Source organism: Shewanella sp. BJSY2023SW001, from assembly GCF_047314685.1.
GTDB lineage: Bacteria > Pseudomonadota > Gammaproteobacteria > Enterobacterales > Shewanellaceae > Shewanella > Shewanella indica.
This window is the reverse complement of record NZ_JBKORF010000066.1, coordinates 484-17,508: the sequence shown is the minus strand read 5'-3', so window position 1 is coordinate 17,508 and position 17,025 is coordinate 484. Positions and strand designations below refer to the sequence as shown.

The window sequence follows — 17,025 nt, the reverse complement described above, 5'->3', positions numbered from 1 at the left end:
ACAACAGAGGCATTATGTGGCAACCTTCCGCCCCCGTAAAAGCACTGAAGCTCCCGCTGCCGCACCTCACGCTGGCGGCACAATGCTGGGGAGCGGAGGATAAGCCGCTGTTACTGGCATTGCATGGATGGCTGGATAACAGTAACAGCTTTGCCCCTTTGGCCGAGAAGCTGATGAATGATTATCGTATTCTTGCCATCGACTGGCCGGGACATGGTTTATCGGATCACAGGCCAGGGCGTTATCCGCTGCACTGGATTGATTATCTGTATGATCTTGAGCTGCTGCTGGGCAGCTTGGCCGGTGATGCGCCAGTCACTTTGTTGGGGCACTCGCTGGGAGGGATTGTCGCCAGTGCTTATGCCGCAGCGTTTCCTGAGCGTGTCGATAAGTTACTGTTGATTGAAGCCTTTGCTCCTCTCTATGAGGCGGTGGAGCAGGCTAAACCCAGGCTGAGAAAGAGCTTTGCTGCCCATAAGCGTATGCTCGGCAGCAAACGTAGCCAAGTGGTTTATGACAGTATTGAACCGGCCATCAAAGCCAGAGTGCAGTTGACCGGACTGGCCGAGCCTTGGTCCAGATTATTGGTGACGCGCAATATGCAAATTGATGCATACGGCGCCAGATGGCGCAGCGACCCAAGGCTAAGGCTCGACTCGCCGATGCGACTTTGTTTTGAGCAGGTAGCATCCCTGATGCAGGGAATAGCCATCCCCAGCTTGCTTATCACGGGTGAGCAGGGATTTCCCGGATTGGTGCAGAGTTTACCCCAGGCCCGCGCCTGGTACAGCGAGTTGCAAGTAGTGCAACTCCAAGGGGATCACCATCTGCATATGGAGAATGCCGATGAGGTAGCGCAAACTCTGGCCGGATTTCTCCAAGGTAGAAAATCCAATCCGGGGGACTAGGCAAATAAAAGCTTTTATGTGATGATGATCAAAATTTTAAACGCCCGTATGATTTTTGCGGCGCGAAAGTTAACTACCAAGAGTCGAGGCCCAAGGCCTTAATAAGAACTTTATAAAAATACTCAGTGCTTTGCCCGCAGACGCTGCGGGCTTTAACGACAGAGAGAGTCGTTTCCGCTGAAGACGGAATTTTAGGAGAGATTTGTGGACCAGCCCTGGATTAACAGTTTGCCTGCCGACGTGCCTGCCGAAATTGATACCAGCCGCTATGCTTCCTTGCTGGAGATGTTGGAATCAGCGGTCAATACCTACGCCGATCAACCCGCCTTCGTTAATATGGGCGCAACCCTGACGTACCGAAAACTGGAAGAGCGCAGTCGTGCCTTTGCCGCCTATTTGCAAAATGATCTCAAATTGCAGAAGGGCGATCGGGTGGCGATCATGATGCCAAACCTGCTGCAATACCCCATCGCTCTGTTTGGTGTGTTGCGAGCAGGTATGGTTGTGGTCAATGTCAATCCGCTCTATACCCCGAGAGAACTCAAGCATCAGTTGGTCGATTCTGGCGCCAAGGCGATAGTGGTAGTGTCCAATTTTGCCAGCACGCTGGAGCAAGTGGTCGATCAAACTCCGGTCAAAAACGTGATTATCACTGGGCTTGGCGATCTTTTGAGTACCCCAAAGGGTACCCTGGTTAATTTTGTGGTGAAGTATATTAAGCGCCTGGTGCCCAAATACTCATTGCCACACGCCATATCCATGCGTCGTGCGCTTCGGGCGGGTAAAAAGGCGCAATACGTCAAGCCTGTGGTCAAGAGTGACGATATCGCCTTTTTGCAGTATACCGGTGGTACTACAGGTGTTTCCAAGGGGGCCATGCTCAGCCATGGCAACATAGTTGCCAACGTATTGCAGGCCAACGGTGCCTATGCCCCTTTGCTCAACGACGGCAAGGAGTTTGTGGTAACCGCCTTGCCGCTTTATCATATTTTCGCCTTAACTGTGAACTGTTTGCTGTTCCTGCATAAAGGCGCCAACAACTTACTGATCACCAATCCCAGGGATATCCCGGGATTTGTGGCCGAACTCAAGAAAACACCTTTCACTGCTCTCACTGGGGTGAACACCTTGTTTAACGCCCTGGTCAACAGTGAAGAGTTTGCTGCTTTGGACTTCTCCCGCCTCAAACTCTCGATTGGTGGCGGTATGGCGGTGCAGCGCGCCGTGGCCGACAAATGGCAGAACATCACCAAGACCCGCTTGCTCGAAGGCTATGGCCTGACCGAAGCTTCACCTCTGGTTGCTTGCTGCCCTTATGATTTGGCCGGTTACAACGGCTCTATCGGCTTGCCTGCGCCCTCGACACAAATTCAAGTGCGTAGCGATGATGGTCAGGTGTTGCCTCAGGGGGAGACGGGCGAACTTTTTGCCAAAGGGCCTCAGGTGATGCTTGGCTACTGGCAACGTCCGGAAGAAACGGCCAAGGTGATCGACAAGGATGGTTGGCTGGCCACAGGCGATATCGGCTATATGGATGAAAAAGGCTTTTTCTATATTGTCGATCGCAAGAAGGACATGATCCTGGTTTCCGGCTTCAACGTTTTCCCCAATGAAGTGGAAGAGGTGGTGGCCTTGCATCCCAAGGTGGTTGAAGTAGCCGCCGTGGGTGTGCCACATGAGGTCAGTGGTGAACTGGTGAAGATTTTTGTGGTTGCAAAAGACAAATCTTTGACCGAGAAAGAGCTTATCAAACACTGTCGCCATCATTTAACAGGATATAAGGTGCCGAAGCTGATAGAATTCAGGGACGAATTGCCGAAAACCAATGTAGGAAAGATCCTGCGCAGAGAACTCAGAGATGAGGCCAAATCTGCATAATATAGAGAGCCGGCGCCAGCCGGCTCTTGTGTTTCCGAGACCTGGAAACTCGCGCAGGATGGGAGTTGAAGTTGCAAGATTACCTGTATGTAAAAGATGACGCCACCCTGGCACAGTTGGTAGCTCAATACCGTGAGGCTGAACTGCTGGTGCTGGATACCGAATTTGTACGCACCCGCACTTATTATGCTTGTTTAGGGCTTATTCAGGCCTATGACGGCAAGACTCTGGCGCTGATAGACCCTTTGGCCATCTCGGATCTGTCGGGCTTCTGGGCCTTGTTGACCGATGAGAAAATCACCAAGTTGTTGCACTCCTGCAGTGAAGACTTGGAAGTGTTTGCCCGCCAGGGCTTGTGCCAGCCCAAGCCTTTGTTTGACAGCCAATTGGCGGCGGCCATTGCCGGCCTGGGTCATGGCCTGGGTTATGCCAAGCTGGTACATGAATGTCTGGGAGTGGAGCTTGACAAGGGCGAGTCCCGTACTGACTGGCTAAAAAGGCCGTTATCAGAGGCGCAGCTCAGCTACGCCGCCAATGATGTCTATTATCTTTACCAACTCTATCCCCAGTTGCAGCAGAAACTGCAGCAGCAGGGCAGGATTGAGTGGGCATTGGAAGAGAGTCAACGCATGACCGAAGGGCGTCTGGATCCGCCGGATGAAGACACGGCCTATCTTAGGGTCAAGAACGCCTTTCAGTTGAGTACACCCCAATTGGCTGTGCTCAAGGTACTGGCGGCCTGGCGTTTGCGTAAGGCGTTGGCAAAGGATATGGCGCTGGGTTTTGTCATGAAAGATCATGCCCTTATCGGTTTGGCCAAACGTCAGCCCAGAGGGATCAATGACGTGCTTGCCATGAAAGAGCTGACGGATCATGAAAAGCGTCTCTACGCCAAAGACGTGCTCAAGGTTATGGCCAAGGCGGATATGAGTAATCTACCTGAGCCCTTGGATGTGCTGGCGCTCAAACCAGGGTACAAGAGCGCTTTCAAGAGCATTAAGCAGTGCTTGAGCGAGGTTGCAGAATCCGAAAGTGTGCCTATGGAGTTGCTTGGCTCCAAGCGCCATATTCATGAATATCTTGAGTGGATATGGGACGGTAAACAGGGACCCACTCCCTTGGTGTTGCTGGGATGGCGCGGCCAACTTGTAGCTGATAAATTGGCGAAATTGGCTCTCTGATCCAGGTTTGACTTATATTACTTTGGTACTTAGATACACTTGACTGGTAAATTTTTGGCATTCCCTTCAGGGAGCCGCGTTGTATGTTTTAGCGCGGTTTCCATGAGGGGAATGCCATAGATAAACACAGGTGTTTTTACACGCTTTGGCAAATGGCGCCTACCTGGAAAAATAACGCCGTTGCTTTGTTGTCAAAACTGGGCGATGAGCTCTTTTTGACGTTCGCTTTGCCTGGTGAGTTCCTTTCCGTGATGGCTTGCGGCTTCACTGTTATCGGTTAAACAGCCAACGCCCTGTTGTAACTGTTCTGAATGGCGGTGTAACTGTTCTACCACACAGGCTTGCTGCTCGGTGGCAACGGCTATTTGCTGGCTATGGGCGGCAATTCGGCCCAGTGCACTGGTGGCTTCGTCCAACCGTTGCGCCAACTTTTGCTCCAGTTGCAGACTTTCTTTGGTCAGTTGCTGGCTGCGCTCCATCTCGGTCACTGTCTGGCGACTTTGCAGACTGAGCTCGGCAATAATTTGATGTATTTCACCGGCGGATTCAGCGGAGCGCATTGCAAGGTTACGTACCTCATCGGCCACTACGGCAAATCCGCGCCCGGCTTCACCGGCTCGGGCCGCTTCGATAGCCGCATTGAGCGCCAGCAGATTGGTTTGATCAGAAAGTTGTTCAATCACTTCCAGCACAGTGTTTATACTACTGCAGCGTTTGTCCAATGCCAGCAACTGTGCTTCAACCTTCGCAAGCAGAGCGGTGACTTCGCTGTTGGCGGCGCGGCTGGCGACCAGAGCTTCTAGAGTGTGGCGGTTGCTTTGTTCAAGTTCAGTCACCTCGTTGGCCGTTTCGGCTGATGTATCAGCAATCTCGGTCACGGCACCTCTGAGCTCGTTGATGGCATCACCTTGCTGTTTCAGGGCGCCGGTTTGCTGTGCCAGTTCGCGGTAGTTGGCATCGACGGCGGCCTGATGGGCACTTAAACTGTTATCGAGGATCTCACCGCTGTCTTTTATCCGTCCTGTGATGGCGAATATCTCGGCCTGCTGCATTCTCAAACTCAATTCCAGCTCGGCGAGTTCATCTGTGCTGTTGCAGTAAATAGCCTGCATCAGTGGATTATTCTGTACTCCGCGGCTGAGTTGACTGACATTATTTAACCTTTGTTTGAGCCTGAAAAGACTCCAGCCCATCAAAGTTGCCGCTGCGCTGACCGGCACAAGTAGCCAGAGACCGCTTAGCCAGGGCAGGGTCACCAGGGATAGCAGTGATGCGCCCCAACAGAGCGCTAGCTTTGCCGTTAGCCCTATTCGAAAGCGTGGCAGTATCGATTTTCCTTGATTGATGGCCTGGTAGCAGTTTTCGGCTCTGGCGATAAGCTCAGGGCTCGCCTTGGTACGTACTGATTGATACTCAACTATTTTACCCTTGCGGCGAATCGGGGTGACGTAGGCGTTGACCCAGTAGTGACCGCCGTCTTTGCGGCGATTTTTAACCAAGCCCATCCAGCTGTTGCCATTTTTGACTTGATGCCAGAGATCGGCAAACGCCGCCTTGGGCATATGAGGATGGCGCACTATGTTGTGACCATGCCCCAAGAGTTCCTCACGAGAAAAGCCGCAAAGATCAATAAATTCTTGATTGATATGGGTGATGCGCCCTTTGAGATCTGTGGTGGATAGAATGCGGGCATCTTCCGTCACAGGTGTTTCAATGTCGGTAATGGGCAAATCTCTGTTCATCGTGTTTGTTTAAGCTGGATTAATACAGCGGACGATTATCAACAAAGAGAAGTGTCAAATTTGTGACAGGGCACGAATGGATTATGATTGTAATATAATAACTTGCAAAAGTTTGAACAGGATCATAAGCGGCACCTTGGGTGCCGCTTGAGTAGGAGTTTTTATCAGGTCTTGACCCGGGTCACGTCCACGAATAGGGTCAACATCTGTCCGGGTTGCAGGTACTTACTGGCTTTGAGCTGGTTCCATTCCAGCAGATCATTCACACTGACATTGAACTTGCTGGCGATTCTTGCCAACGAATCACCGGAGCGAACCTTATACTTCACGGTGCGCATTACGGCGTTGGCACTCTGGGATTTGCCGGAAGCTTTAGTCCAGATGGTCAGTTGTTTGCCGGGACGCAGCGGCGTTTTGGTCGAGATCCCGTTCCATTTCACCAGCTCGTTGACACTGACGCCATTATCCTTGGCTATCTGCCACAGGGAATCACCGGACTTGACCAGGTAGCTGCGTTTGCTCTTGCCGGACTTATTCTGACCCAGGCGTTGCTCCTTGGAGAGCGGGTAGGCCGATGCGTCCTTGAGGGCGACCGGGATCAACAGGTGCTTGCCAGCGACAATATTGTTGCCACTAATGCCGTTGACCGAACGAATAACATCGATACTGGTATGATGCTTCTTGGCTATTACTCCAAGAGAGTCACCCTTGCGGATCTTGTATCTGAGCCAGTTGAGGCGCTCGCTTGGCGCTGTACTGGCCAGGGCGATTTCAAACTCTTTGGCTTTGTCCAGCGGCAGTACCAGCTTGTGTGGCCCTTCCGGCGCTGTGGCCCAGCGATTGAAGCCTGGGTTGAACTGTTGCAGTTCATTGACTTCCATACCGGCAAGGCGCGCTGCCAGGGCCAAGTCTATCTGGCTGCCGACATCGACCACTTCCAACTTCTGTTCGTTGGCGATCGGTGTCAGTTGGATACCATATTTATCGGCATTTTTGACGACATCTGCCAGTGCCAGCAATTGCGGAACATAACGCTCGGTTTCCTTGGGCAGCGACAGCGACCAGAAGTCGGTAGGCTGTCCCTTTTGGCGGTTGCGCTTGACCGCATTCAACACCCGACCTTCGCCTGTGTTATATGCAGCTATGGCATAGAGCCAGTTCTCGCCGGTCTTGTCGTAGAGGTATTCCATCATATTCAGCGCTGCGGTTGTGGCTGCCGGAACGTCGCGGCGTCCGTCATACCACCAGTTGATCTCCAGGCCAAAATGCAGCGCCATGGGCGAGGTAAACTGCCATAATCCTGAGGCGGCACCATGGGAGTAGGCGAAAGGATCGAAGGCACTTTCCACTATCGGCAGCAGTGCCAGCTCCATCGGCAGTTTGCGCTCTTCTATCTGCTCGACGATCAAATACATAAAGGGAGCAGCCCGTTCAGAGATCTGCTCCAGGTGTCTTGGATTATCTATGTACCATTGACGGTATTGGCGCACCAGCTTCTCATCGGGAACCGACATATTGAGTTGGTTGCGGATCCGCTGCCACACGTCAGTGACAACAACTTCCGGCTCGCTGATGACTTGTGGAGCCTGAGTAATGATCGGAGCCGGGGTGGCCTTAACCGGCGTTTTGGCAGTAGACTCCGGCGCTTGAGACAGCAGCTGACAGCCGCCAAGCAGGGAGAGGCTCCCCGCCAATATAAAAAATCTGATTTGCTTCAAAAACAGCAATCCTCGAATGATGGCCTGAACAGACAGGCAAACGCACATCAAACGGAAACCCGGGATAGGCCTGGTCCCTTGGCCCGGGATTGTACCTTGGGTGATACTTTTACCCTGGTTTGGTTTCCGTGGTGAAAAAGAAGCGCCGTTACTGAAAGCCAAGTATTATTATTTAAAACAATTAGATAAATATATCTTGGCTGAGCGTTGTCATAATAACGACACAAAAAAGCGGCTTATTGTAACCCGGTTTTCAGAAATTGTCTTTCCATTGCCTGAGAACTGCAAAGCGGCTCACGGGATCATGGCAGGGCTGACCGCTGTGGGATTCGAGCCTGCTCTGCAGTGTGTTCTTTTGGCAGCGCATAAAGGGGTTGATGGCCTTTTCACGACCAATAGTGGAGGGGAGTGTAGGCTCTTGCTGCTCGCGCAGCGCTTCGGCGGCAAGTTGGTAGTCAGCCAGTGCCTGGTTGTCCGGCTCAACGGCTTTGGCAAAACGCAGATTGGCCAAAGTATACTCATGGGTGCAATACACCTTGGTGCTGTCATCGAGGGCAGCAAACTGACTCAAAGAATGGTACATCTGCTCGGCGCTGCCTTCAAACAGGCGACCGCAGCCGGCGCAGAACAGGGTATCGCCACAAAACAGCGCATCGTCAATCAAATAAGCGATATGATCCAGCGTGTGCCCGGGAACCTTAAATACCCGGCATTCAAGAGCAAATCTACCTTGCCCTGGCTCAAGCCGATATTCACCTTCCTCTGTTAGTGGCTGGGTAATGCCTTTGATGGCCGGATTGGCTGGTCCGTAAACCGGGAGCGAGTCAAAAGTTTCCGTCAATGCCGGAATGCCACCGGTATGGTCGCTGTGGTGGTGAGTTATCAGTACTCCGGCTAAAGTCAGGTTATTTCGCGCCAAAAAAGCCAATACCGGCACGGCATCACCCGGGTCGACCACCCAACAACTATCACCTTGGGGCGCCACTATGGCCCAGATATAGTTGTCATCGAAGGCGGCTATGGGCGTTATCTGAGGCTGGGGATGGGTGATATGGACGTTGGACATAAGCTCAAGGCTCCTTTAAGTCGGCGGGATCAGTTTCAATTTTACTGAGCCTCATACTTGCTTGTATAGGGGATTCGTTATTAAGCTGAGGCTAGAATGGCTAAACCGGAGTATCTATGCCTCTCTCGTCTGAGTCCAGACCCAGTTCCTGGGATAGTTTGCCCGCCGGTGAGACTATCAAACGTGAACTGGAAAGCAAACTGGCCTATTGGTGGCCCAGGGTATTTGGTTATCATCTGTTGCGCCTGGGTGCCTTAAGCCGCGAACTCGAGATCAAAAACTGTCCGGTCTGGCATCAGTTCTCCCTCTTCCCTGATAAAGGTGCTTCGATAGTTGCCGATTTTGCCTCGCTACCGTTGGCGCCGGCCAGCATAGATGCAGTAGTGATGAACCTGGTGCTGGAGTTTGAGGCAAACCCTTACCGGATTTTGCGTGAAGCCGACAGGGTGCTGGTCAGTGGCGGCTATCTTTTTATAGTAGGAATTAACCCCTTCAGCTGTGCTTTTTTTGGCAAGTTGCTGCCCAGATTTCAACAGGCCTTACCCTGGAGCGGCCATTTCTTTATGCCGGCCAGGATTAAAGATTGGCTCGGGCTCCTGGGGTATCAGGTGGTGCATGACGAGCGGCTCTTATATCATTCGCTGCTCAGCGAATCCGCGCCGTTGAAAATATGGCATCATTGGCAGCAAAAATGGCTGCCGGGTACCGGCTCTTTGTATCTGTTGGTGGCCCGCAAGCTGGATTCGCCGTTAACCCCCTTGGGAGATAAACGCCGCCAGCGGATCCCAGGTTGGCAACCCACGCCGACGCCGGGATTCTCCGGCAGACAATTGGAGCGCGACACTAAAGAAGAGCAATAATTTTAATGCGTATTACCCTGAAACAGTTGATGATTTTTGAAGCCGTGGCTCGCAGTGGTCAGGTAGTTAAAGCGGCCGAGCGGGTTAACCTCTCCGCGCCGGCCACATCTATGGCGTTGTCGGAACTTGAAAAGCAGCTCGATACCCGCTTATTCGAGCGTATAGGCAACCGCTTGCAGCTTAACTCTCAAGGCAGCCTACTGCTGCCTCTGGCCAGCGATGTACTGCAGCGCATCGAGCGCATAGAGCAGGCGTTTACCCCGAATAATCACGAATTGGCCGGTATGTTGAATGTCAGCGCCAGCTCTACCATAGGTAATTTTCTGCTGGCCAAGGCGGCGGTGGCATTCAGCCAGCAACATCTTCAGACTCAGGTCGACTTGGCGATAGACAATACCCGCAAGGTTATTCGCGATGTGGCCGAGTTTCGCGCCGAGTTGGGCTTCATTGAAGGTTACTGCCTCGATAGTCGTATCGCCGTATTGCCCTGGCATCAGGACTGTCTCAAGGTATTCTGCCATCCGGCGCACCCGCTGGCGGGAAGCAAGGTCTCGCCAAGCGAGCTCAAGGGGCTCTCCTGGGTATTGAGAGAAGAGGGCTCAGGCACCCGGGAGTACTTTGTCGATGCTGCCAACCGCCTTGACCTGCAGCCAGAGGCCCGTTTCTGTTTTCCAACTCCCGATGCCATCAAACAGGCGGTGAAGCAGGGCGCCGGGCTCGGAGTTTTGTCCGAGCTGACACTGGATAAAGAGCTGGCCCGTAGAGAACTGGCGTTGGTTGAGGTGGAGGGGCTGGCGCTTGAGCGGCCGTTTTACCTTATTCGCCACAAGAGCCACAGCCTGACGCCATTGGCGCAGGCCTTTATCGACTTTTGCGGCAAATTTTTGAAACTCAAGACAGTCGCGGACAAAGGGATTTAGAGGCTGTCCTGATAACCCTTATCGATTGTGGCAGGGTTGGCTTCGGCGGCTTCGCGGGCCAGGGCATCGCAACGCTCGTTCTCCGGGTGTCCGGCGTGGCCCTTGACCCAGCGCCAGTCTATCTGGTGTTGTTGCGTGGCCTTATCCAGCCGCTGCCAGAGATCGACATTTTTCACCGGCGTCTTGTTGGAAGTGACCCAGCCTTTTTTCTTCCAGCCGTGGATCCATTGGGTGATCCCCTGGCGCATATATTGGCTGTCGCTGGTCAGCACGATTTTACAAGGCTCTTTCAGGCTTTCCAGCGCGATAATGGGGGCCAGCAACTCCATGCGGTTGTTGGTTGTCAGGGCAAAGCCACCGGAGAGTTCTTTGGTATGTTGTTTATAGCGCATGACGACACCATAGCCGCCGGGGCCGGGGTTGCCCAGGCAAGAGCCATCGGTGTATATCTGGATCTGTTTCAGTTCGCTCATCAAGTTGTTACCATATCCGGCAAATGCGGGCGAGTATACCCGTAAATTCACTCAGGAAGCTGCAAAAAATAGATGAATATCATATCGAATGCCAGTCGGCAGATCATTCTTGATACCGAAACCACAGGTATGAACCAGGGCGCAGGCCCCGTCTATCAGGGCCACAGGATCATTGAGATAGGTTGCGTGGAAGTGATTAACCGCCGCCTGACAGGTCGCACTTTCCACCAATACATCAACCCGGGCCAACCCATTGATGAAGAAGCGATTGCGGTTCATGGTATTACCAATGAGAGAGTGGCCAACGAACCCAGATTCCATGAAATTGCCGCCGACTTTATCGCCTTTATTCAAGGGGCTGAGATTGTTGCGCACAACGCCTCGTTTGACGTGAGCTTTATGGATCATGAGTTTTCCATGACCAATCCCAGGGGGCCGGTGACGGCGGATATTTGTCAGATCCTCGACTCCCTGGCCATTGCCAAGTTTTTACACCCGGGGCAAAAGAACAATCTGGACGCCCTGTGTAAGCGTTACCATATAGACAACTCCCGTCGTGAATATCACGGCGCTTTGCTCGATGCCGAGATCCTCGCCGATGTATATCTGGCGATGACTGGTGGCCAGACCAAGTTCAACCTTTCCAGCGATCAAGCAGGGCAGGAAGCCGGTGGCATCATGCGTCTCGATACCAATCGCGCAAAACTTAAAGTGATCGCCGCATCGGCCGATGAACTGAATATGCATGAGCAAAGGCTCGATTTAGTTGCAAAATCAGGCAAGTGCCTCTGGCGCGACGAGCCACAACCTATGGATTGAAGCAAATAATGGGATTGAGACCAGCGCTGGGCCTCATGGCGTGTCTGCTGCTTGGCTTCGGGGGGGCGACAGCTGCCGAGATCGTCCCCAAGGAACAGGCTTCAGAGCTTAAGAATCGTTTTCGGATCGATCATATGGTCGACAGAATCGTACTGCTGGTGCAGCGGGAATACGGCTCCGCCCCTGTGGTGGTGGTCTTGCCCGATGGCAGTAAATGGTATGCCTCGCGCCACCCGGAGAATGTCAAGTGGACCGATGGGGTTACAGGCGACATGATTTCGGTGGAAAACCCTGTGCCCGGCCCTTGGCAGCTCATTGGTAAAGTCGTGCCCGGCTCGCAAATTACCCGGGTGTCAGAGTTGGGTATTGAGGTGGATGAGCTGCCTCAACCTCTTTATCAAGGTGAGCGGCTTAAATTGACCGCCCATCTCACCGGTGATTCGCTGAGAATGCGGCTGCCTGGGCTTGAATATCTATTGAGATGGACCGCGCGTTTTGCCTCTTCCCATCAACCTGGAGATGAAAACTTTGCTGCCGGTACCCTGATTGTCGGCAGTTATCAGGATAATGGTGAAGCGCTGGATGAAAGGCCTGATGATGGCACTTTCACTGCAAACATTAACCTCAACCAGCCCTGGGGGGATTACACCCTACAGGTCAATGTGCAAAACGATGTGTTTGAACGGGAGTTTAAACAGGCATTTAGGCTGGAGCCTAGTCCTGTGGATATCAAGGTGCTGGAGCCGGACGATCCTCTGACTCAGCCCTGGGGCCTAATGCTGAGGGCCAACCCTGATATTCTGCGCCTTGAGGAAACCTATTTTGATATTGAACTCTTGGGACCAGCCGGGTTGCAATTACCGCTTACTGTGCGTCAGCCCAAGGAAGGTAGCACACAGCTTGTGTTGCCCCAAGTGAGTGATTTTGGCAGTTACCGCATCAAGGGTACTGTCTTCAGTACAGATAAACAGGGAAGGGAACTGGTATTGAGCCTGCCGGAACGTTTCTTCAATTTCGTTGAGCCTCCCAAGCCGCCACCGAGCGCCGAAGAGATGGCCGCCAGGGCTGCAGTAATAGCAGCCAAAGAAGAGGCGGCAGCCAAAGAAAATGCCCTTTACCTGATCATAGGCGGTAACGTTTTGCTACTGCTGTTTGGGGTCGGCGCCATTCTGTTTTGGCGCAAGCGCCAGAGTTTGAAACAGGCCTTGGCTGTGGCTGAGGCCCAAATGCTGGAACAGCAGCAGTCCAGGCCTGAGGTTGATACTTTACCGGAGATCGATTTGACCTTGCCGGATGAAGATGAACAAAAATCAAACAGAACACTTTGATTATGAGTAGTTTGCTGTTTTTTTGGCTGCTTGAGAGCCGATTAAAGAAAAAGTTGTTGACGCTGGCATAGGCTCTACGTATTATTCCCGGCAACTTGAGTGGAGCGGTAGTTCAGTTGGTTAGAATACCGGCCTGTCACGCCGGGGGTCGCGGGTTCGAGTCCCGTCCGCTCCGCCAGTCAAGTTAACGAATTTGAGTTTTATTGCCCAGGCGATAAAGCAGAATTTTGGAGCGGTAGTTCAGTTGGTTAGAATACCGGCCTGTCACGCCGGGGGTCGCGGGTTCGAGTCCCGTCCGCTCCGCCAACATTCATCAAGCCTAAGCTTTTAAATAGCTTGGGATTTTTGATTTTTACGCTTTCCACTTCCTCATGTCGCGGTTTGTGACCGTGACCAATTCGTGACCATTCGGTGACCCAATCCCAGTTTTGGCCGAGTGTCATTTCCTTAGCGCTTGCCTCTTTCAACATCAGCGATTTTGCCAGTTTTGCGCCGGTCGCATTGCCTTCCTTTGAAATGTGAACAAGATATTTCGAGTACCTTGTCATCAAGCTAGTTTATTGCGACACATATTGACGCATAGGCATGTATACTTAATCCGTAAAATGAATAAGGAGCAGGCTATGTGCGGTTTATGTTTGGAGCAGGGGTTTGTCTATCGCTTCGTCACCGAAGGGTTCGATGCGGTTGAGAAGGCAGACCCAGAGTTTCCGCATTACTGGTTTGAGTTCAGCAATGATTGGGTTGCCATTATCGAACGATTCAAGAAGCAACCTGACTCCGCTCTGGATAATCGAGTGCTGTGGGCCAGGCTCTTTATCACTTGTTTTGAAAAACCGCTGAGTGAAAGACAACGGGCCCTTTGGCACCATCTTTCAGAAGATCTTGCAGGAGATTTACCCGAATATCCCACACTGTCGTTTCAGCTTGATGAGGCGAGTCAATTCCCGCTCGGGATCGCGGCTTACATCGGTCAGCAAGGGCTTAATCATACGGCCTTGCTTGCCGAGGCGACCGCTCTGCTGGAGCGCCATCTTCTGCGTGCCCATTTCTGTGTCACCATGCTTAATTGCCTGGGTGTCAACAGTGGTTGGGAACTTGGCGATAAGGAGTATGGCAAAAATCGAGATATATTCCTGGATTCTTGCTGGCATGAGTTTCGTCACCGGCTGTTTGCCTGCGCTCTGCTGCTTACCTGGGCGCCAGAAAGCAGCACTCTCCAACGTTTTGCCGTTGCCTCGCCTCACTATGTGGTGGATTTTCTCGCGCTGGAATACCGACTGCAGCGTTGGCTGCTGCAGCTTTGCTATCGCGTAAAGGGCGCGGCCTTTTTAGCCGACAATGCGGCGTCCTTGTTGCCGGAGCATCTGCTTTATTTACTGCAAACTGCCTTAGCCAATGTGAGCGAAATCAGTGCGGTCAGTCAGGCTTACCTCACTGCGTTAGAAGGGCAAATGGTTTTGCATCCTCCGCACTATGGTGAGCAGGCCTTAAGGGAGGCATTTGAGATGCTTTCACAACGTGCCTTGAGCCGGTAATCACAATTCATTCCCCATAAGCAGCCCCCATAAGCAGCTTGGCGAATTCGCTATGGCAAACTTTCAGAAGGAAGAGAAAATGCGGTCAAAAACCTCATCACAGTATGCTACGGCATTGCGCGACTATCTGCTGGCTAAGCACAGGGTTGGCAGGCTTGAAACTGCCTATCGCAATCACGAAAGCCTGTGGGTGCAGGAGTGCGTCGATTTGGCTGAACTCGCCGACTGGCTTAGGGATGAAGACTACAATCCCTGGGGTGACTTTTGGGATGTCACTGCGCTTGGCCGGATGGTATTTGAGTGCTGGGACAATCCGCCTTGCCAGGGGGCGCGAGAAATTCTGATGCTTTGCAGCACTCGAAGAGGTAAAGAGAGTATCAGCAAAGACTCGCCTTTTTATCCATGGTGGAAACGCTTTGTTGAAGGGCGCCAAAGTCTGCTGAGCTGGCTTTGCGAAGATAAAGGGGCAGATTTTAATCCGGCTGAACTGCTCTTTCATGCCGAAGCGCTGCTCGACAAGCATTGGCGACGCACCGAAAAGCGTTGCAAAAGGTACTCAGGCGATCCGCGGCTCTTATTAGCAACGCCGTGGTTTTTGACCAAGCAACATCAAAGCAGCTTAACACTTCCTAAAAAGCCATCACGCTCGCAGATGCCGAATAAGGCATTTGCAAAAGACTTTTTGCCGCTGATGCTGGCGGCAAGGCTGGTGATGCACTTTTTTCCGCAAAGCGGCTTGCTGCAAGGGCTTGCGCTGCAAAGTCAGTATCAGCCTAAAACCAACGAGGAGTATGAGTTGTACTTAAGGCGCTTGCTGCTCAAACATCAGGTCACACGGGATGGTGCGGGCTTTATCAAACGGCATCTGCTGGCCTTTAGCGGCGAAGAACTCTTGTATCTGTGCGATGTTGCCAAGCTCGCTGACGATGAGCTTAAGCAGATTGTGACGCTGTTTGATGCAATGCACGATCCCGACCTACATTGGGATGAATATCTTGATAAATCAGAATATCTTGAGTACTTTCAGCGCTTGTTTCCAGCGGCATTTCAGCACAGGGATGAGGTGAGTCATGTCATCGAATAAAGCCGGCGATACGGCGAACAGAATGCTTTGCTTGTGGCAATTGTTGCCCGAAAAGGGCAACGGTGTGGATGTTGCCGGCTTGATTGCCAAGCTTGGCGCCATGGGTATTGAAGCGCAAACGCGCACAGTGCAGCGGGATCTGAATGCGTTGGCGCAGCGCAATTTGGCACTCTCAACACAAGATGGCCGTAAGTTTCTTTGGCATCGCCGTGAGCCTCCAAAGCCGATGACACAGGCGGAAGCCCTGACTCTGATGCTGTTTGAGCCCATGCTGGCCGTGATGCCCAAGCAGATGAAGCAAGGGCTTTTGGATAAATCCGCCGAGGCGAAGGCGCTGCTTGCCAAGGCAAAAGTCCCGTACAGCAATAAAATAGCCTGCTACTCGGGGGACAACGTATATCAATCGCCGGAAGTTGACGATTCGCTGCTTACGGTTATTCAGGAAGCACTGCTTGCTGACCACTGCATTGAGGCCAGTTATCAGGCAACCCAAAAGGCGGAAGCCAAAACCTACCTGCTTGTCCCTTTGGCGCTGGTGCTGCGCGGTCGGGTACTGTATCTGGTGGCTAGTGAAGCAGACCAGGACCGCAGCGATACAAAAAGGGCGTTAGGCAGTGAACGCCGCGCTCAACCCAGTGCGCCAAAACTCTTTGCCATACACAGATTTAAGCAGGTTGAACGCAGTTTTGAGCGCTACCCGCGGCCAGCGAATTTTTCGTTGAGTGAATACCTCGATTCCGGTGCCATGCAGTTTTCTGATGGTGGCCGTATTCACCTCGAAGCCAATATTCAACCGCAGTTGCAATTCTATCTCAACGAAACGCCGCTCAGTGACGATCAAACTCTCACGCCCCTTGAGGATGGTCGCTGGCGCCTCTCCGCCACGGTATTTGATGGCTGGCAGCTTAAATGGTGGCTTAAAGGGCAGGGGGCCAATATCGAAGTGATATCCCCCGAGCCACTGAGAGCAAGTATGATTGCGTCCCTTGAGAAGGCGCTGATGGCCTACAAAATGACAACGCTGTAAAAAATGTTTGATGGCCGTTTTTCTGCGACACAAGTTGACGCAAAGCTTTGCACAACAACAGGCGGAAGTCGCTTTTCGTCCTTGTTCATTGTGTGGAGCACCTTATGCCTCAATCGACTTTAACGGATACCGAGCCGGTATTTTTATCCGCGGATAATCTCGCCACCACAATTAATGCGCCGCAGATCCTGGTGATAGGGGTGGGCGATCTGGGTTGTTACATAGGCGCGCATCTGGTCAAACAACATCAGGCGGGAGTGGGTGGGCTGCTGGTCAGTCGCAAGCCAAGCCTGCTGAGTACCAACGCCAGCTTTCTGCTAGGCTTTGCAGTTCCAATTCCAGCCGTTGCAAGCGCTCATAGCGCTCGGTAACGATATGAATGTAATGCTGAAAGGTGATTTTAGTAGCACTTTGCGGAAAGTTGATATCAGCCAGGTGGCGTCGATAGGCCTCGGTCCAGTTTTGCCGACCTGTGCAGGGATG

General features: G+C 52.4%; 15 protein-coding genes and 2 tRNA genes. 13 read left to right on the top strand and 4 right to left on the bottom strand.

Annotated features, from left to right (window positions below; genetic code table 11):
- Nucleotides 1-14: 14 nt before the first annotated feature.
- From ACMHXH_RS14965 to rnd, 3 genes are all read left to right on the top strand, one after another.
- A complete protein-coding gene (locus ACMHXH_RS14965; RefSeq protein WP_039033215.1) occupies nucleotides 15-908 on the top strand; it encodes an alpha/beta fold hydrolase in 894 nt (297 codons plus the stop codon).
- Between the two features lie 204 nt (nucleotides 909-1,112).
- A complete protein-coding gene (gene fadD, locus ACMHXH_RS14960; RefSeq protein WP_039033214.1) occupies nucleotides 1,113-2,786 on the top strand; it encodes a long-chain-fatty-acid--CoA ligase FadD in 1,674 nt (557 codons plus the stop codon).
- Nucleotides 2,787-2,857: 71 nt separating this feature from the next.
- Nucleotides 2,858-3,967: a ribonuclease D gene (gene rnd / locus ACMHXH_RS14955; protein ID WP_071476600.1), complete on the top strand. Its 1,110-nt coding sequence runs from the start codon at nucleotides 2,858-2,860 to the stop codon at nucleotides 3,965-3,967.
- Between the two features lie 191 nt (nucleotides 3,968-4,158).
- Here the strand turns inward: rnd and ACMHXH_RS14950 are convergent, their stop codons facing one another.
- The 3 genes from ACMHXH_RS14950 to gloB all read right to left on the bottom strand — a co-directional run bounded on the left by ACMHXH_RS14950 (nucleotide 4,159) and on the right by gloB (nucleotide 8,493).
- A complete protein-coding gene (locus ACMHXH_RS14950; RefSeq protein WP_144361355.1) occupies nucleotides 4,159-5,709 on the bottom strand; it encodes a methyl-accepting chemotaxis protein in 1,551 nt (516 codons plus the stop codon).
- Between the two features lie 164 nt (nucleotides 5,710-5,873).
- Entirely contained in the window at nucleotides 5,874-7,427 is a 1,554-nt protein-coding gene (locus tag ACMHXH_RS14945; RefSeq protein ID WP_234501033.1) for a LysM peptidoglycan-binding domain-containing protein, read from the bottom strand.
- A 253-nt stretch (nucleotides 7,428-7,680) separates the two neighbouring features.
- Nucleotides 7,681-8,493, bottom strand: a complete 813-nt coding sequence (gene gloB / locus ACMHXH_RS14940; protein ID WP_039033213.1) for a hydroxyacylglutathione hydrolase — start codon at nucleotides 8,491-8,493, stop codon at nucleotides 7,681-7,683.
- Nucleotides 8,494-8,609: 116 nt separating this feature from the next.
- Between gloB and ACMHXH_RS14935 the strand changes: the two genes are divergently transcribed.
- Together ACMHXH_RS14935 and ACMHXH_RS14930 are read left to right on the top strand one after the other, a co-directional pair.
- On the top strand, nucleotides 8,610-9,353 hold the full coding sequence (locus ACMHXH_RS14935) for a class I SAM-dependent methyltransferase (protein WP_039033212.1): 744 nt from the start codon (nucleotides 8,610-8,612) through the stop codon (nucleotides 9,351-9,353).
- A 5-nt stretch (nucleotides 9,354-9,358) separates the two neighbouring features.
- The gene (locus ACMHXH_RS14930) at nucleotides 9,359-10,273 is read left to right on the top strand and encodes a LysR substrate-binding domain-containing protein (protein ID WP_039033211.1); all 915 of its coding nucleotides are present in this window, start codon (nucleotides 9,359-9,361) and stop codon (nucleotides 10,271-10,273) included.
- Here ACMHXH_RS14930 and rnhA read toward each other — a convergent pair.
- Entirely contained in the window at nucleotides 10,270-10,746 is a 477-nt protein-coding gene (gene rnhA, locus ACMHXH_RS14925; RefSeq protein ID WP_039033210.1) for a ribonuclease HI, read from the bottom strand. The genes ACMHXH_RS14930 and rnhA overlap by 4 nt on opposite strands.
- A 72-nt stretch (nucleotides 10,747-10,818) precedes the next feature.
- On the opposite strand from rnhA, the gene dnaQ reads away from it, so the two are divergent.
- From dnaQ to ACMHXH_RS14885, 8 genes are all read left to right on the top strand, one after another.
- On the top strand, nucleotides 10,819-11,565 hold the full coding sequence (gene dnaQ, locus ACMHXH_RS14920) for a DNA polymerase III subunit epsilon (RefSeq protein ID WP_039033209.1): 747 nt from the start codon (nucleotides 10,819-10,821) through the stop codon (nucleotides 11,563-11,565).
- Between the two features lie 35 nt (nucleotides 11,566-11,600).
- Nucleotides 11,601-12,893 (top strand): TIGR03503 family protein, encoded by a 1,293-nt coding sequence (locus ACMHXH_RS14915; protein WP_413738249.1) that lies wholly within the window; start codon nucleotides 11,601-11,603, stop codon nucleotides 12,891-12,893.
- Nucleotides 12,894-12,994: 101 nt separating this feature from the next.
- Nucleotides 12,995-13,071: transfer RNA gene (locus ACMHXH_RS14910), tRNA-Asp, on the top strand.
- Nucleotides 13,072-13,122: 51 nt separating this feature from the next.
- Nucleotides 13,123-13,199 (top strand) — tRNA-Asp (locus ACMHXH_RS14905).
- 317 nt (nucleotides 13,200-13,516) lie between these two features.
- On the top strand, nucleotides 13,517-14,431 hold the full coding sequence (locus ACMHXH_RS14900) for a hypothetical protein (protein ID WP_039033208.1): 915 nt from the start codon (nucleotides 13,517-13,519) through the stop codon (nucleotides 14,429-14,431).
- Nucleotides 14,432-14,510: 79 nt separating this feature from the next.
- Nucleotides 14,511-15,515: a hypothetical protein gene (locus ACMHXH_RS14895; RefSeq protein ID WP_039033207.1), complete on the top strand. Its 1,005-nt coding sequence runs from the start codon at nucleotides 14,511-14,513 to the stop codon at nucleotides 15,513-15,515.
- Entirely contained in the window at nucleotides 15,502-16,542 is a 1,041-nt protein-coding gene (locus tag ACMHXH_RS14890) for a helix-turn-helix transcriptional regulator (RefSeq protein ID WP_082014229.1), read from the top strand. The genes ACMHXH_RS14895 and ACMHXH_RS14890 overlap by 14 nt, the downstream gene beginning before the upstream one ends.
- 104 nt (nucleotides 16,543-16,646) lie before the next feature.
- Nucleotides 16,647-16,913 (top strand): hypothetical protein, encoded by a 267-nt coding sequence (locus tag ACMHXH_RS14885; RefSeq protein WP_335924715.1) that lies wholly within the window; start codon nucleotides 16,647-16,649, stop codon nucleotides 16,911-16,913.
- The last annotated feature ends 112 nt before the right edge of the window (nucleotides 16,914-17,025 follow it).

Bases quoted from the DNA above. Each gene is read 5' to 3' on its own strand.
- ACMHXH_RS14965 (WP_039033215.1), top strand. From the start codon at position 15: ATGTGGCAACCTTCCGCCCCCGTAAAAGCACTGAAGCTCCCGCTGCCG.
- ACMHXH_RS14950 (WP_144361355.1), bottom strand. From the start codon at position 5,709: ATGAACAGAGATTTGCCCATTACCGACATTGAAACACCTGTGACGGAA.
- gloB (WP_039033213.1), bottom strand. From the start codon at position 8,493: ATGTCCAACGTCCATATCACCCATCCCCAGCCTCAGATAACGCCCATA.
- ACMHXH_RS14935 (WP_039033212.1), top strand. From the start codon at position 8,610: ATGCCTCTCTCGTCTGAGTCCAGACCCAGTTCCTGGGATAGTTTGCCC.
- ACMHXH_RS14930 (WP_039033211.1), top strand. From the start codon at position 9,359: ATGCGTATTACCCTGAAACAGTTGATGATTTTTGAAGCCGTGGCTCGC.
- rnhA (WP_039033210.1), bottom strand. From the start codon at position 10,746: ATGAGCGAACTGAAACAGATCCAGATATACACCGATGGCTCTTGCCTG.
- dnaQ (WP_039033209.1), top strand. From the start codon at position 10,819: ATGAATATCATATCGAATGCCAGTCGGCAGATCATTCTTGATACCGAA.
- ACMHXH_RS14915 (WP_413738249.1), top strand. From the start codon at position 11,601: ATGGCGTGTCTGCTGCTTGGCTTCGGGGGGGCGACAGCTGCCGAGATC.
- ACMHXH_RS14900 (WP_039033208.1), top strand. From the start codon at position 13,517: ATGTGCGGTTTATGTTTGGAGCAGGGGTTTGTCTATCGCTTCGTCACC.
- ACMHXH_RS14895 (WP_039033207.1), top strand. From the start codon at position 14,511: ATGCGGTCAAAAACCTCATCACAGTATGCTACGGCATTGCGCGACTAT.
- ACMHXH_RS14890 (WP_082014229.1), top strand. From the start codon at position 15,502: ATGTCATCGAATAAAGCCGGCGATACGGCGAACAGAATGCTTTGCTTG.
- ACMHXH_RS14885 (WP_335924715.1), top strand. From the start codon at position 16,647: ATGCCTCAATCGACTTTAACGGATACCGAGCCGGTATTTTTATCCGCG.